Below are 16,410 nucleotides of genomic sequence, written 5' to 3' on the forward strand. Positions count from 1 at the left end.
CTCTCATGCATGCCGTCAACCGAAAGGCTCAGGGCTGCTGCGTGTCGGTCGCCGGCGTCCACAGGTCGTCGTTGCCCGCGCCGGTCACTGGATCGTCGAGCAGCGGCTCGCCAGAGAGCGGGTCGAGATCGCGCATCGTGATCAGCGCCGTCGGCAGGCTGATGCCGTCACCGTCGCTTCCGTCGCCGTCTTCGTCCTCGATCACATCCTGCACGGGGAACATCCGGTCTATTTCGATCGTGACGCTCGTACACGCCCCGGTGTTGGCGATGAAGCAGCCGTTGAGCGTCGATCGGGGATCGAAGCCCAGCCCGCTCGCCGTGCCGCCGCTGGGGACCGGCGAGCCGGCGATGGTGAGCAACTGGATGGTGTCGAGTCCGGTGACGAGGCCGTTCGCGCCAAGGTGGACGCCGTTGAGCACGATGCGCGGTGTTCCCCTCGGCAGGACATCTAGTCCTCCGGCGCCGAACGTGAGGCCCCGCCGCTGGCTGAAGTCGGTGCCTGAACCACTGTTCTGGACATAGGCTCCGCCGCCGACTTCGAAAGCGATGCGGCGAGCGAGCAGCGCACCCTCGTCAAGGACGATGCCGTCATTCTGCGCGAGCCGCGCGCTGATCGCGTCGATCGAGTTCGCGTTTCGGACGTCGGTGATTGCGGCGGGCGTGGCGACGATGACGTCGTCGGATACCATGCGCAATATACCGCCGGGCGCATCATTGGCGCCGAGCAGGCGGACCGTGCCTTGACCCAGAATGACCTCCAGCGCGTCGTTGGCGACCAGATTCAGGGCATTGGAGTCGGACAGGCCGGTCAACCGGACGTTGCCGAGCACGCGCATCTTGCCGGGCGTGGTGATCGTCAATGACCCGCCGGGGCCAATGTTCGATCCCGGCGAGCCCCCGGTCATCGTGAACGTATCGACGATGACATCGGGTGGAGCGGCGCTGCCGACCGATCCGCCACCCACGGTATTGACCTCGGGCGCGAAGATCTGGATGTCGGCGGCGAACAGGCGCGTCAGTTCGTCGGCATCGATATGATAGCCGTTCTTGCTGCCGGTACCGCCGACGAAGGTCTGCTGTTCATCGTCGTTGTTGACGACTTCCAGGCTCCGCGTTCGTTCGGCGGTCCCCACGCGGCCGCTGGAGGCGATCGAGATGTCGGCCGACGCCAGCGAGATATCGAGGCCTGTCACGGTGCCGTCGATTGCGATGGTAGTTCCCGCGTTGGCATCCAGATCGCCCACCACGCTGACGTTCGTCATCGACAGCATTTCGTTGGCGTCGAAATCGGCGGCTCCGGCAGTGAGGTCGCGAATGATGATATGCTCGCCAGTGTCGCTGAAGCGCGCCGTGCCCGCAATATTGGCGGCGTTGATGATCAGGCGGTTGTTTGCCCGGATCGCCGCGTCGCCGACGTCGGTCACGATATTCGCGAACTCGACCGGGCCATTGGTTCCGATGTCCAGGCTGTCGGCATCGACGCTGACGGTATCGCGCACGCTGAGGCTGCCGACCCGTACGGCGCCTGCGTCGCTGGTCAACGTCATCACGCCGCGGCTGCGCAAAATGTTCGCATCGATGCCGTCCACGCCGGTCAGCGTCAATTCCGCGTCTTCGCCGCTCGCGGCCTCATCGATGGCGATGGCGCCGTCGGCGGTCAGGGTCAGGCTGCCCCCGGCCGTCAGCGCGCCGCCTGTGATGTCGGTCGCGGACGTAACGCCGATGTTGCCGCCGGCGCTGATCGTGTCGATGGTCTGACCTCCCGGCGTCACGAGATTGGCGAGGGTCACGGCGTCGGCGTTGATCGAGACGTTCCGGCCCGCGATGACGGTGCCCGTGACATCCGCCGTACCGGTCGAATCGATCAGGACGTCACTGAATGCGTTCAATCCCGAAATGCTGGTGTCGCCGCCGGTGGTGCGGATGCTGCTGTCGCCGCCCGTGATGCCGACGCCGAACGTCGTCGCGCCGTTCAGGGCAATCGTCGCTGCGGACAGGAAGATGTCGTCGCCGGCGTATAGTTCGGCCGCATTGATCGATCCGCCAGAGGAGCGAATGTCGATATCGGCGCCATCCAGCGTCGAAGATCCTTCGCCCTGGTTGATGGTGAAGCCACTCGAAGGCGAGTAGTTGAGCTGGAAGCCGTCGGGACCGAGACCCGTCGCGCGCACATTGGTCGCCCGGATGTTACCGGCGGCCCGCACGTCGATGTCATCGCCCACCGTGACGTTGGCCAGCGTTGCCGTGCCCTGCGCGAGGACAAGCATATCCTCGCCGACCGTTGCGCCGTCGATGCTGGCCGATCCGCCAGCGTTGACGCCGAACATTCCCGAGGCCTGGTTGTCGGTCAGCGAAATGTTGCCACCCGCTTCGGCGTATACGCTCGCCGCGACGGGGGAGCCGCTGCTACTGCTGCTGCCGTCGCCGATGGCTCTGGCGGACGCGACGATGTCGCCGTCGGCTTGCAGGAACACGTCTTCGCCCCCTGCATAGACGCCTGTGATGTTACCCTGTGCCCGTATGTCGATGCTTTGCGCGAGGCTCGCCTGATCAATCGCTACATTGCCGCCTGACGCGAAGGCCGACAGATATCCATCCGCGGTGATCGAATCGATGTCGATGCTGTTCCCGTTCAGCAAGACATTGCCGTCGCCTGTTATCGTCCCGCCACGGATGCCCTCGAAACCGGGGCTGGTTCCTGTCGCGGTCAAACCGATGAAGAAGCCTCCGTCGATGTTGGTGAAGTCGATCGACTGGCCGATCACAGAGACGAAGCCGCCTGCGGTCGAGTTACCGAGATTCACCGCGCCGGCGGCCGTAATCTGGATGTCGCCGCCGGTGATGATCGAGTTGCGACCTGTGCGGAAGCTGCCGACTTCGGCGCGAAGACTGTCGTCTGCTTCGGCATGTTCGACGTCCGCGTGGCCGGCGGTGTTGATGACGATTTCGCCGCCTTTTATGCGATCGACGTCGATATAGGCATTCGCGTTTGTGGTGTTCAGCTGAAGCCTTCCGTCTGCATCCAGCGATGAGCCGTCCGCGCCGCTGATGCTGTTGCCCGCCGTGATCAGGAAATCGCCGCCCGTGGACACGGTCGGATTCCCGGTTTGACCCCGCAGATCGACCTGATCGTCGGCCGCCATGGTCAGGTTTCCTCCGGCGCTCACAAGCCCGCCGTCCTGACCGTAAACGCCGATGGATCCGCTGGCGCGCAGCGTCATCTCGCCGGTCGTGCTGATCGTCCCACCGTTGGTCTCAAGAAAGATGCCCTGTGCGATTTCACTCGTATTGTTATTGGTGGGGAAGGAAAAACCGAAGGTGTCGGCGACCAGGCTCGACATCGTGATGTTGCCGCCGGCGTGCATTTCGATGCGTCCCGCCGCGCCGCCACTCGCCTCGATCGTCGTGTCACCCAGTGAAATCCGCCCCGCGCCGGCCGAGGTCGTCAGCGTTTCGAAAATGACGCGACCGCCGAAATCGATAAAGGACGAACAACAATTCCCGACGCCGCCCGATCCAGTACCGCCGGCGCCGCCATCTCCCGACATGCCGGCCACCGAGATTTCGACGGCTGCACCTCCCGACGTGATTGTTCCGCCGGCCGCAGACAGGCGAACGGTCCCGCCGCTTCCTTCGCCGCCAATGCCTCCGTTACCACCCTGCAATCCCTGGATGATGTCGTCCGGCGTTCCGAGGACAAGGTCGTCACCGGGCAGCGTTATCGTGCCCGGATTGTCGGCGCCGCGCCCGCCGTCACCACCCGTTCCGGTACTGGTAAACAGGTTGCCGCCGGAACGGCCGATGCCCAATCCCACGGTTCCGCGATCGGTCGCGACGATTTCGATTTCGCCGCCCATGCCGAAACCGCCGTTGCCGCCAGTGGCGCCGGTCCGGGGGCGCGAGGAGGATGCCGTGCCTGCGGAACCGCCATTGCCGCCGACGGCGCTGTTTTCGAAGTTCGCCTGCGATACGGTGATCGAGGCGCCTTCGCCCGTCGCTTCGATCCGCGAGCGCCCGCCGATCGCATCGCCGCCATTGCCGCCGTTGCCGTCGCTTCCATCGCCGCCATTGCCGCCGCGCGCCGATGTGTCGAGCAACAGTGCGAGGTCGCCGGCATCATAATTATCGACGATCGCCTGCGCGAGGCCTCCCGTACCGGCGCCCCCGCTGCCCCCGATCGAACCGTCGCCGCCGTTTCCTCCGGCGCCTGATGCCCGGCTCGACAGGCTTTCGCTGATGTCGAGCAGCGTGGAGCCGATGTTGATCGTGGCGAAGCCACCATTACCGTCGCCGCCTTTTCCGCCCACGCTGGCGCCGATTGGGGAACCCGAACTGGAGGAATCCACCAGGCTGCCGCCGCTGCCACCGAAACCGCCGGCATCGGCAACTATCGCGTCGCTGTTGACCTCGCCCGACAGAAGGTTGATGTCGGCATTGCCGCCACGACCGCTGCCGCCATCGGCGCCCGAACCCGCGATACCATTGTAGGAATAGAAATCGCCGCCGGCGGCGCCGGTGCCGCTTGCATAGGCGGCGAGCACGGCCGTGTTGACGACGGCGTCGTTTTCGACCCGGATCAGGGCATTGCCGCCGCGTCCATCCCCGCCGGCTCCCGCCGCAAGGATGTTGGAAGAATCGAAATCATCGCCGTCGAACGCGGATCCACCCGTCCCGTTCGCCGTCACGCTGACGTCGCCGCCTGTGAAGACGCCGCCGGAGAAAATCATCGATGCGTCGCCGCCGATGCCTTCGCCCGAGCGACCTTCCATCTGGCCGCCAATGCCGTTGGCGCTGAGCTGGATGTTGCCGACGTTGACGTCCCCGGCGATCTGCGTGAAGGTCGCTGATCCTCCGCGACCGGTGGCGCTGGTTCCGCCAAGGCCGCCGTAGCCGTTGGCCGTCAGGTTCGCTCCCCCCGAGATTGTGAAATCGGCGCCGTTCGCCTCAATGGCGATGGTGCCGCCCTGGCCGTCGCCGGAAGGCTCGAAATTTCCACCACCGCTGCCTTCGACAAAGGCCAGCGTGCGTCCATCGGCGCTGCCGCTGAAGGTCACGATGTTCATTTGACTGGCCGAACTGAACCCGGTCCGGATGACGATATTGCCGCCCAGGCCGACGGGTTGCTCTTCACCCGGGACGAGTGCGCCGCCCGATAAGCCGCTGGCGCTCAGGATGAGATTGGCAAGGCGGATCGTCCCTTCGTTCGCGAACAGGGTGATGTCCCCGCCGGTTGCCGAGCTGCCGCCCTGACTATAGCCGGTTTGAGCGTTGACGCCCATGAAGTCGAGGCCGTCGCTGAGCGATTCGACCAGGCCGCCGTTCAGCGCGGTCATGGTTATCCGCCCGCCGCGTGCGATGCCGTTGTTTCCGTTTGCGTTGACGACATTGGCCCGCGCGTCGAGGTCGTAGTAGGCGGCACCGATCGAGCCGCTGGTGTCGGCAAGAATAGTCACGGTGCCGCCAGTGCCGCTGCCAACCGTTTGCGGGAGGCCGCTCGACAGGCTGCCGCCAAAGGCGTTCACGCTGACGCCGTCGCTAAACGTTATCGCGCCGCCGCTCAGCGCCGACACTGTGACGTTGCCGCCAGTACCGCTCCCGATGTTCTCGCTGGCCGCAGACAGGCCCGCGACGTCGATCGTCGCATTTCCGCCGACTTGCAGGGCTGATCCGCCCCTGGCCGTGACGTTGATACTGCCGCCCTGCGCATTCCCCGAAAGCGCGGTCAGACCGGTCGGGCTGGTCGATCCGCCGCTATCGGCGCGACTATTCAGCGACAGGTTGCTGATGAACGGCGTGGCCCCGCCATCGATCGTTACATTGATGGTTCCGCCGGCCGCGTTACCACCGATCGTATTTTCGGAGTTGCCGGCACCGCCGCCGCTCGCCGCCGCGTTCAGCCCGACGTCGCCGAGGTTGAGCCCCGAATAGGCACCGCCGGTGATCAGCAGGTCAGCGGTGCCGCCTCTGCCACTGCCTCCGCGCGCCGAATATATTTCGCTTGGCGACCGCTGCGATATGCCGCCGCCGAAGCCGGCCGCATTGATCGTGAGAAAGGCCGTCGAGGTGAGACCCGGCGTTCCGTTGATAGAGACACGGGCCGTGCCGCCGGTGCCGCTTCCCGATTGTACGTTGCCGATTTCGCCAAAGCCATAAGCGCTGACATCGATTCCCGCGCTTGTGATCAGGCTGCCTGCGTTTCCTATGGTCAGCAGCGCTGTGCCGCCTTGGCCGTTGCCGGAGGCGTCTGCGGCGGATGTCACGCCACTGGCGTTGGTCGACAGGCCTCCTCCGAAACCGCTGGCATCGAGGCTGACCGTTCCGGCAACAAGTTGCGAGCCGGCGTCGCTGATCGTCAGGCCGGCCGTGCCGCCTGTTCCGGTGCCGCCCGCACCCGACGCGCCGATTGCGCCGGTGGACGCGGCCGAGACCTGCAGCGCGGACGTCTGTACGCGGCCACCGGACGTGATCGAGACCGCAGCATTACCCCCGCGGCGGTTTCCCGTCGCGGCGTCGACCGGGCCGCCCGCGACGACCGATAGGCCGCCGACGGTCAATATGCCGCCGCCATTGTCGACGTTGACGGCGGCGTTCCCGACGCTTGTCCCGCTGCCGTCCGACTGGATCGTGAGTGTTCCCGTGGCGCCGGCAATGCGATTGCCGCTGATATTCAGCGTCGAACTCGTATCGCCTATGAAGGTGCCGTCGCCCTCGACAAGGAAGCGCCCGAGGTGTGGCGGCGGAACGACAGAGACCGGGCCGCCCGGCGTCGGCAGCGTCGCCAGCGGCTGACCGAGAAAGGCCCCGCTGGCATGAGCGGTCACGCTGCTGCGAAAGATGACGTCGTTCACGGTGATGTCGGCGCCGACGGCGCTGACGGGCGCCGCATTGATAACGCCCTCGGTAACATTATAGCCCGCCGACAGGACGACCGAGCCGTCCGAATCGGTGGTCGCGGTGATCGCGCCGTCCTGATAGCCGACCTGACCCGATACCAGCATGCCGACGGCGACATTTTTCGGGATGGCGACCATATAGATGCGCTGTGCCGGCGCGGTCGAGCCTGCCTGCTGTTCGGGGCCGGTCGTCGTGCCGGTATGCGTGATGACGTTGCCGCCCTCGGCACCGACCAGCACATTGATGTCGAAGAGGCCACCATTGATACGGATATCGGCCTGTTCGGCGCCCACATAAGCGGCCGAGCCATAGACACCGACGTTGCCTGCCTGCACGACGCGCGGCGCGACGAGCGCTACATAACTTGTGCCGGGGTTCGCCACATTGTCCGCATTGATCGTACCGAGGACCGTTACGGGCGCCACATTGCCAGATACCCCTCTGAATCGGATCGTATTTCCGGGGCCAAGAAGGCCGTCGGTGGTATCAATGGCATTGCTGGTCAGAACGAGGCTGCCGACATTGAACACCGCATCGGGGCCGATCAGGATGCCGCCCGCGTTGTAGAACCAGATATTGCCTTCCTGCCGGTTGCCGACCCCAGGGACGTTCAGGAAGCTGTTAACTTCGCCATTGATCCCGACCTGGTTGCTCCCCGTGCCGACAAAGCGGTTGAGAACGATGTAATCGGGGGTGTTGCCGACGAACGTCAGCGAATTGGTTGTGGGCAGGAAATCGATAACACCGCTGACTGGCGAATTGGACGGTGTCCAGTCGATGATGGTCTGCGCGCCGCTGACGTTTACTGTTGACGGGTTCACGCCTGTATTGGACGTGGGGCCGCTGGGAAGGGGCGTGATCGTGCCGGAACCGGCGACCTGCGCCAACGCCGGCCCGCCATGGGCCAGCGCCACTATTCCCGCAGCGATCGCGCAACTGCTCAGCAGGCGGCGCTTGCCCTTGCGGATGGGCGAGGGGGTGACAGTGGCACGCATGGCATGGGTCCTCGATGCAAACGTCATGGCTCAGCGCGCCTTCACGCCGAATTGGGTCGTCAATGAAATCAGGAAGCGCGGATCGGGCTTCTGGGCCAGAAAGCCGCCGCGGTTGAGCGGCACGGCAAGCGTCATGTCCACCCGCGCGACATCGCCATAGGCGACCCGCACACCGCCGCCTGCCGAATAGAGCTTTTGCGGGTCGAGTCCGTTAAACGCCGTGTCCTTGTTCCACACCCAGGCAGCGTCGAAGAAGGCGAAGGGCTGAACAGCGAAGCTTTGGGTGTTGGCCGGGACGAACGAACCATAGCGAGCCTCGACCGCAACCGCGACGCCGCTGTCGCCGATGATCGTGCCGGGATCGAAGCCGCGTCCGACGGTGAAGTTGCCGCCCGAAAATTCTTCATAGGCGACGAGCGGATCGCTGGACCATTGCGCGCGCGGCGAAACGGCCAGCGTGAACAGCTTGTGCGGGCGCCATTCGGCCTGCGCCGTAGCGCGGAGCAGAAAGGCGTCGGGCTTAGCTTCGACGCGAGTGAGGGGCACCGCGCCGGGCAGGAAGCAGGTGGCGCCGCCGGGGCCGCAGTCATCGCTCGCACCCAGGAAATTGACGCCCTGCCGTGCCTCGATCGAGGTTGCTATGCCCCAATGTGGTTCGGATGGGCTATAGCCGCTCTTGCCGGCTACCGAAGCGGGGTCCACCCAGTTCGCGTCGGCGCGCAGGTTGAAAACGCGGATGCGGTCGCGGTTCAGCGGTATGCCGCCGAGGCCGATGTCCTGGTCGATGATATCGAGTCCGCCGCCCAGCGTGACGCGCCGCGCTTGCGTCAGGACAAGCGGATAAGATGCAAAGAGGCTGACGATCTGGGTCGTCGATTTCACCGGGAAATTGGCTAGATCGGGCCGGGTCCAGGCATAGGTATAGCTGGCGCCGAGGCGCAGACCTTCGCCGCCAACGCGGAATTCATGTGCGAGTTGCAGCACATTCTGTTCGTCGAAGTCAGGGGTCGAATAAAAGCTCGCGGTGGAGAGGTCGCCCATCCCGGTCAGGCCCGCGAAGCGGACCCGCGCGACACCGCCCCAGCGGCCGACATCCTTCGATCCGAAGTTCTGGATATTGGCATCGAGCAGGATCGGGGTGCGATTGACGGTAACTTCGCCAACGACCTCGCCTGGCACCGCACCCGGACGCAGCGTGAGGCGCGCATCCATGCCCGGAATGTCACGGGCAAGCAGCAGGTAGCGTTCGGCATCGACGATGTTGAACACCGGCTGGTCGTCCAGTCGCGACAGGTATCGTTGCAGCAGTCCCTCGTTGGCGCCGGCATCGCCGCGTACCTCGATCCGCGTCATGCGTGCCGACAGAATGTCCAGCCGCACGACGCCGTCGTTGCCGATCGTCTGCGGCGGGACGCGGACGGCGGCAAGATAGCCCTTGGCGCGCAGGATGGTGGCCGCGCGGTCGCGAATGTCGCAAACGACCGCAATCGGCAGGTCCTGCCCGACCTTGTCGCGCCAGCTTGCATCGAGCATCGCGGAGTCGATGCCCTCGACCTGAGAAAACTGTACGTCGCGCACCGTCACGCGGACATTGGCGAATTCGGGGTTGGCGAGCGGGCAGGGCGCGCGTTCGATATTGTCGTCCGCCGTCACCACCTGTTCGCCGGGCGGGGTCGCGGGGGGCAGGTTCGGGCGCTGGATTTCTTCGCGCGTCGGGACCGAAGGCGCAATCTGCGCTTGTGCTGCAAATGAGATTGAGAGAGCGGCCAGCCCAGCCGAACAGGCTAGCGTCCTGTGCATGGCGGTTCGCGCCCGCGCCGCGAATCCGATGGCGTCGAAAGGCCCCTTGTCGGTCATTACCACCCCTTGTGTACACGCACGTCCGCGAGCGGCGGACGCGCCAAAATTCCGGTGCCCGCCGCTGGTCCGGCAGTGCGAATTTTCGACCCAAGGAAAGGACTTACCGCTTTGTTGCGGTTGCTTTTGTCCGATTGTTATCAGATGGCCCGAAACGGTTCAATGCAAACCGGATTCCGTTAACCACCCGCTGTTTCAGTTTCTGACATCGTGTCGACAAGGCGGTTTAACTGCGGTGAGCAACCCTTGGCCATCAGCATGTCGACCGACCCTTCGACCGTGTCGGGGACAGTGCCCATCGCGGCGAAACGGACCGTCACGGGCCTGGCAAGGCCGGCGCCCGACAGGCGATAATCCACCCCATATTGCACCGGCAGCGTGTCGGTCGGCCATTTGCGGAAATTGGCGCCATCGACGATCGCGACCGTCGCCTTCTTGCCAGCGCTTTCGATCTCGAGTGCTGTGTCGCCTTCCATGTTGGGGCGCCACAGCATCAACGTTGCGGGATCGACGACACAGAAGGTGCCGGCCTCGCGATAATCGAGCAGCCACAGGTTCGGCGCCCGCACGTTGATCGGGGTATCGGTCTCGGCGCCGCGAGAGAACCCGCCGCGCGACCGCATCGTCGGGCCGGTCGAAAGCATGCGGGTCACCGTGGCGCCCATGTTCTGGTTTGCCTGGATCTGGCCCGTCGCGCCGAACGTACCCGGCCCCGACAGCGTCCGGGTCTTGCCCGACTGCATCAGGACGACCTTGTCGCCGGCGACCAGCGACAATTTGTCGGTCGACTTGAGTTTGGTGCCAGTCGGATATTTTCCGGCCGACGGGCCCGTCGAACGGACGACCATCGACTGGGCGGCAGCGGTACCGGCGAAGGCAATCGCCGCGACGGCTGCGGCGGCAGTCAGGCCGATGCGGCGCATCGAGAAATCAGGAAAGGACATAGCTTTCTCCACTTTCGGTCTCGTTCAGGCGTTCTATCAGGAACATTATGGATGGATCCTGACTAAATTCGCGAACCAGCGCTGTGGCGCAGGTCACATAGGCGTTTTTATCTCCGGCGGCGTGCGCCGCGACCAGTTCGGCGATGCGCGCACGCTGAGCGGGCGGCAGGTCGGGACGCGGGGTCAAGGCATCGACCGGCTGCGCGCGGCCGCGCAGCGTGACGCGGCCCATCGGTACAAGGTCGTCGCGGTCGGCCCGCGCGGCGGCCTCCGCCGAAATCAGCACGCCGGTCTTGAGGCTCTTGTTCGCCGATTCGAGGCGCGAGGCGGTGTTCATGCTGTCGCCAAGCGCGGTGTACTGGATTCGATCCTCGCCGCCAAAATTGCCGACGATCGCGTCGCCGACGTGCAGGCCGACACGCGTCATGCCGAGCGGAGGGACATCCTCGGCCGCCAGGTCGACGCGGAATTTTTCACCCGCTTCGTACATGGCGAGCGCCGCAGCCGCAGCTTGCGGTCCGTCGTTCGGGCGGCTGAGCGGGGCGCCCCAGAAGGCAACGACCGCGTCGCCGACGAACTTGTCGATCGTCCCGCCATGTTCGAGCACGACGTCCGACAGGCGGTCGAGATATTCGTTGAGCAGGCGCGCGACGGTTTCAGGCGTCACCGCATGACTGAGTTTCGTGAAACCTTCGAGATCGGTGAATACGCAGAAGATGTTGCGGCGCTCCCCGTGGAGCGACAATTGGTCGGGGTCGCGCATGATCTGCGCCGCGACGTCGGCGGGCAGATATTTGCCGAGCGCCGATTGCGCGAAAGCGCGCTGACGCGACCCGATCGTGCGCGCGGCGGTGCCGACTGCAGCATAACCCAGCAGCCATCCGAGCGCCCAGCCGAAGGCGGGAAGGGTCGTCGTATCGACACCATGACCCTGCAGCCAGAAAGGGAAGGCGACGAAGAAGGCCATCTGGCCCAGAAAGGCGACGGCCACCCAGCGCGCGCGCATGTCGACGAGGCTGGTGAGCCCGCCGGCCAGGACGACGAGGACGGCAAGCGCCCACAGCGCGGCGCCGGGCAGGGGATTGGACCAGTCGTTGTCGAGTTGCTGCGCCAGCATATGCGCATGCACTTCCAACCCGATCATCGTTTCGTGCTGGCCGGTGATCGGATCGGTGAAGCGGCTGAGCGGGATGTTGAACTGGTCGTTGTCGATGACGTCGCCGCCGATCAGGACATAGCGATCCTTGACCAGTTCCGCAAAACCCGCGCGCGTTTCAGCGTCCATCGGCATCGCGAAGGTGTCGATCGGAATATTCGCGAATACAGGCTCTTCCTGCCCCTTGGCGACGCGGGCAGGCACGAGAAAGCGAATATTGCCCCGATAGTTGGCATGTCCGGGATCGACGGGCGCGAGCGCGTTCGCCATCAGCGGCGGCAGGTTCTTCGGCCGGTCGGGCCAATTGCGGATGACCCCGTCGCCGTCGGTGCGGAACAGCACGCTGGTCGGCTTCGTCCTGTCGGTCGTGACGTCGGCCAGATAGGATTCGAGATATTTCTGCTGCTCATAAAAGATTGTGTTCGGATTGCTCGCCTGCTCGGCATAGGCCAGCCATGTCGGCGTCTTCATCGCGCGGAGCTGCGCCTTCAGGAGGTCGTCGTCGGGGCGTGGTGAATCGAACACGATATCGATACCGATCGCCTTCGGGCCCATCTGGTCGAGGTTGGCGAGCGCGTTCGCCAGCAGCGTCCGGTCGAGCGGCGATCGAATGCCGGTGTTGAACAGGGTTTCGTCATTATAGGTGACCATGACGATACGCTTGTCCTGTTCGACATGCGGCGCCATCACCATCGCGCGCGCATCGTACAGCGCACGTTCGGCGTCGCCGACGAGCGGCATCTGCCAGCTGAAGCGCGCGAACAGCGTGGCGACGATCAGGAACAACATCGTGGCGACCATCCGCGACGGGCCGAGTTCCATGACCAGCCGACGGATGCGCTTGCCGAGCGGCACCGCCGCGGCGCGCGCCTCTTCCGTCGCGGGTTCGATCGCAGGTGTCGTCATCGGATCAGCGGGCGCCGCGGCCTGCAGCCTCCCCGTTTTGCGCGGTGGAGGTCGGGCCGTGCAGCAACGCCTGACCGCCATCGCCGATGATGGCGAAGCCCGCCCAGTAATAGGGGTGCGAAGTCTGCTTTTGGTCCATCAGCTTTGCCTGCGTCGCCCATAGCGCGTCGGCGATGCTCTCTCCCTGCCTTGCGGCAAAGAGTCCGCCGATCAGCCGCTTGGTCGCATCGAAGTCGTCGGGCGCGGGCCAATGGCTTGCGATGATCGATCGGCCGCCCGCGCCGATGAAGCTGCGGACCAGTCCGTCGAGGGCATTGCCGCCGCCGCTGGCGACGCCGGCTTCGCGCGTCGCGGCGACCGAGGCCGCGCCGGCAGTATCGCAGGCCGACAGAATGACCAGATCGGCATCGATCTTGAGGTCGAAGATTTCCTGGAAGGTAAGGAGGCCATCCGAATCCTGATCGCCGAACGAGGTCACCAGCGCGGGACGCGCGGGGCACGAGGGGTGGGGCGCTGTGACGAGGCCGTGCGTCGCGAAGTGGATGATGCGATAGTCGGACAGGTCGCCGCGGTTTTTCACGGCGGTATCGGTGAAGGCGCCGCCGGTAAGCAGCGTCGCCGCACCGCGATCCATCGTGTTGCTCGCGGTGACAAGCTCCTCGGCCGAGATCGGTCGGCTCCACTGGGTGACGTCCCACTGGCAACTGCCGTCGGCCGCACCCCCGGCCACGCCGCGCGTCCCGGTCGACGGCAAGACGCCCCCGACCACGGGTAGATTTTGACCTAGCCCGAAATATTCGCGGCTGCCGTTCGATGGCGGCGTCTGGCGGGCATTGCGGAACGAGAGCGCCGAAACCGCGGTGCTCGGTCGCGTTGCCCGGCCCAGCCAGGCGATCTGGCGCATGTCGAAGGCATCGGCATTGGGATCGTTGACCCGCTGCTCATAGGCGGCAAGTCCGGTATCCGATGTGATCAGCAGGTTGATCGGCAATCGCAGCATTGCGCCATCGGGTTCGAAGATCAGGTGCGGAACGCCGGGCAGCCGGTCGGCGACGGGGGCGAAGAGCTGCGTATAGAGTTTGCGCGCGGTGATCGCGTCGAAGGGATAGGTAACGCGCTTGCCGTTTTCGACGATCGAGATCGTCGACCGGATGCTGTCGACGGCGTTTTCGAGGCCCTGATTGCTGACGTCGGTGCGCCACAATTGTGCGGCTTTGCTGTCGATCAACATGGCATAGACGGCATCGCCAACGACAAGCATCTTCAGATAGGCTTCGTCGGGACGCAACACCTGTTGCAGTTCGGCCAGATCGAGCTTGCCCGATGCGACGACGCGGTATTGCGGATAGGCCGACAGCTTCGCGACCGTTTCCGCCTGCTGAAACGACAGGTTGTCGATCTGGGTCTTGAGGTCGGCGCGCATCGCGTTGACCTCGGGCGTGACGGGAAGCTGTGCGAGGCGAGCATCCTCGATCCGCGCGCGCTCGATATCGCGATTGAGCGTCGTCGCCTGCCGGAACAGGCGTGCGCCGTCGCCGTCGCCTGCCGACAATTCGCGGGCGAGAACCGCCTGCGTGTCGGCAACGCCGGGGCGCACCTGCAACTGGCTGGCGACGAAGAAGTCGCTTACCGCCGTGGGATCTGTCGCCGAGCGGTTTGCGAGCAACCGGTAATAGGGCGCCATCATGTTCGCCATTCCGGTCGTCGAACGTTGCGATCCCGCCAGCGCCGCGACGACGTCGCGATAAATGCCGAGCGCCTTGTCGTCCTGTCCGTGGCGGGTGAGGAATGCCGCATAGCGTGCGCGCGCGGAGGCGAGGGCATTTGTTTCGGGATATTCCACCGCGAGCGCGCCGATCGACTCCTGAAAGCGCGCGTCGGCTGCGGCCGTGTCGCCGACCGCCTCCTCGGCCAGCGCAAGTTCGCCGAGCATTTGCGAGCGGAGCCGGACGATCGAGGTCACACGGCCTTCGCGCACTGCGATTGCGTCGGCCAGCCCCTTGATCTGTGCGGCCTTTGCCGCCTCTGGATTACCGCGCAGCCGTTCGACGGTGCCGAGCAGGTGAACGGCCTGCGCATCGATGATCTGGGCGCGTTCAAGTGGGGTCAAGCGCTCGCGGTCGCCGGTCTGGCGGACGGCTCGGGCGTTGTTGCCGCTGTTCACGCCGGCCACGATCTCGGGAGTCAGCGTCACTGCGCCGGCTTCGACCGTCACCGCGTTCGTCAGTGGCGGGATCGGCGTCTGGAGCAACGCCGCCGCGCCGTCATAGTCGCGCTGATTGAGTGCGTGGATCGCCCGGAAATTGCGACGGAGGCGAAGCTGTACCGGGTCGCCGGTCGGGATCGCCTCGACCTCGGCGAACAGCCGTTCGGCTTCGGCAAATTCGCCGAGGTTCGATCGCTGAAGTGCGCGGTTCAGAGTGAATTCGGTGGGATCGAGATCGCCAGCGGCCTGATCTTCGACGGCGCGGCGCGACAGCGCTTCGAAAAATTCGGCGGCTTCGGCGTAATCGCCGCTGTGGTTGCGGCGATATCCCTCGGCCAGCGCCTTGTCGACGTCGATCGTTCCCGCGAGGGTACGCGCAAACCCGTCGTTGCCGCCGACGGACGTCGTTGCGACCCTGATCTGGCCGGAGGCGACCTTGTGATCGCGGATGGATTCGAGCGCAAGGTTCAGCGCGTCGTCATAGGCGGTGAAACCCTCTGCGGTGTAAGTAGTATCGCCGGCCTCCTCGATCCGGGTGGTCCAGCCGACATTGCTGTCCTTGACCGTGCAGGTGCCGTCGGCGGCGCACAGAATGGTTCCGGCGCGGCCCTGCTCGATGCGCGCCCGCGCCTCGGCAGGCGGGGCGCGGAGGACGCGGACATAGCCGATCGGCTGACTCGCATCGCGGCAGACGATCGTCCAGGCGCGATCGAACATGCCCTTGACCACGGAATCGCGAACCGTCGCCTGCACTTCGCAAAGCGAGCCGCCCTGATCGCCGATCGAGAAACTGTCGCGCAGCGTCGGGTCGCCGACCTGTGCCTGTACGGTTCCCGGCGCAACCAAACCCAGCATGGGCGGTAATGCGGCAAGAACCGACAGAAAATGCGGACGTCGAGCGGTCATCACCAATCCCCCAAGCCAAACCTCAAGGCACCACGTCCGCTATTCCGGCGGCATGGCGCAGTCTTTACAGTGCTGCGGTACGACCCATTCCCGTCGGCGCGGACCCTAAACCCATCGTTTGAAAAAGGGAAGTGATCTGCGGCACAGCGCCTTGCGCGCGTCCGCGCCCCGACCTATTTGGGGACAGACCCTTAATATCCGACGAGGAACAAAGATGAGCGCATTCGACGATCGTGAACGGGCCTTTGAAGCGAAATATGCCCGCGATCAGGACATCCAGTTCCGTATCACGGCCCGCCGCAACCGGCTTGTCGGTGAATGGGCGGCGCAGCGTATGGGCCTGACGCCCGAGGAAACCGACGCTTATGCAAAGGCGGTCGTCCAGGCCGATTTCGAGGAAGCGGGGGACGAGGATGTGATCCGCAAGCTGGCGGGCGACCTCACCGCTGCGCAGGTTGAAATCAGCGATGCGGAAATTCGGGCCGTTCTCAACGAAAAAACCGCCGAGGCGCGGCGGCAGTTCATCGACAGCCAGAACTGAGGC

The 16,410-nt window shown here is 65.1% G+C and carries 6 protein-coding genes; 1 reads left to right on the forward strand and 5 read right to left on the reverse strand.

Annotation, left to right across the window (positions count from 1 at the left end; genetic code table 11):
* Positions 1–28: 28 nt before the first annotated feature.
* The 5 genes from JNM03_RS17475 to JNM03_RS17495 form a co-directional block, all read right to left on the reverse strand.
* Positions 29–7,891, reverse strand: a complete 7,863-nt coding sequence (locus JNM03_RS17475; RefSeq protein ID WP_294038590.1) for a hypothetical protein — start codon at positions 7,889–7,891, stop codon at positions 29–31.
* Between the two features lie 30 nt (positions 7,892–7,921).
* Entirely contained in the window at positions 7,922–9,748 is a 1,827-nt protein-coding gene (locus JNM03_RS17480) for a ShlB/FhaC/HecB family hemolysin secretion/activation protein (RefSeq protein WP_294038591.1), read from the reverse strand.
* Positions 9,749–9,927: 179 nt separating this feature from the next.
* The gene (locus tag JNM03_RS17485) at positions 9,928–10,692 is read right to left on the reverse strand and encodes a hypothetical protein (protein WP_294038593.1); all 765 of its coding nucleotides are present in this window, start codon (positions 10,690–10,692) and stop codon (positions 9,928–9,930) included.
* Complete coding sequence (locus JNM03_RS17490) at positions 10,679–12,754, reverse strand: adenylate/guanylate cyclase domain-containing protein (protein WP_294038595.1); 2,076 nt, start codon at positions 12,752–12,754, stop codon at positions 10,679–10,681. Before JNM03_RS17490 ends, JNM03_RS17485 begins: the two co-directional genes overlap by 14 nt.
* Positions 12,755–12,758: 4 nt before the next feature.
* Entirely contained in the window at positions 12,759–15,815 is a 3,057-nt protein-coding gene (locus JNM03_RS17495) for a CHAT domain-containing protein (RefSeq protein WP_294038597.1), read from the reverse strand.
* 265 nt (positions 15,816–16,080) lie between these two features.
* On the opposite strand from JNM03_RS17495, the gene JNM03_RS17500 reads away from it, so the two are divergent.
* On the forward strand, positions 16,081–16,407 hold the full coding sequence (locus tag JNM03_RS17500) for a DUF1476 domain-containing protein (RefSeq protein WP_294038599.1): 327 nt from the start codon (positions 16,081–16,083) through the stop codon (positions 16,405–16,407).
* Positions 16,408–16,410 lie beyond the last annotated feature (3 nt).

Source organism: Sphingopyxis sp. (assembly GCF_016793825.1).
In the GTDB taxonomy this organism is placed as follows: domain Bacteria; phylum Pseudomonadota; class Alphaproteobacteria; order Sphingomonadales; family Sphingomonadaceae; genus Sphingopyxis.

Coding starts and splice junctions, on each gene's coding strand:
- JNM03_RS17475 (WP_294038590.1), bottom strand. CDS start 7,891: ATGCGTGCCACTGTCACCCCCTCGCCCATCCGCAAGGGCAAGCGCCGC.
- JNM03_RS17480 (WP_294038591.1), bottom strand. CDS start 9,748: ATGACCGACAAGGGGCCTTTCGACGCCATCGGATTCGCGGCGCGGGCG.
- JNM03_RS17485 (WP_294038593.1), bottom strand. CDS start 10,692: ATGTCCTTTCCTGATTTCTCGATGCGCCGCATCGGCCTGACTGCCGCC.
- JNM03_RS17490 (WP_294038595.1), bottom strand. CDS start 12,754: ATGACGACACCTGCGATCGAACCCGCGACGGAAGAGGCGCGCGCCGCG.
- JNM03_RS17495 (WP_294038597.1), bottom strand. CDS start 15,815: ATGCTGGGTTTGGTTGCGCCGGGAACCGTACAGGCACAGGTCGGCGAC.
- JNM03_RS17500 (WP_294038599.1), top strand. CDS start 16,081: ATGAGCGCATTCGACGATCGTGAACGGGCCTTTGAAGCGAAATATGCC.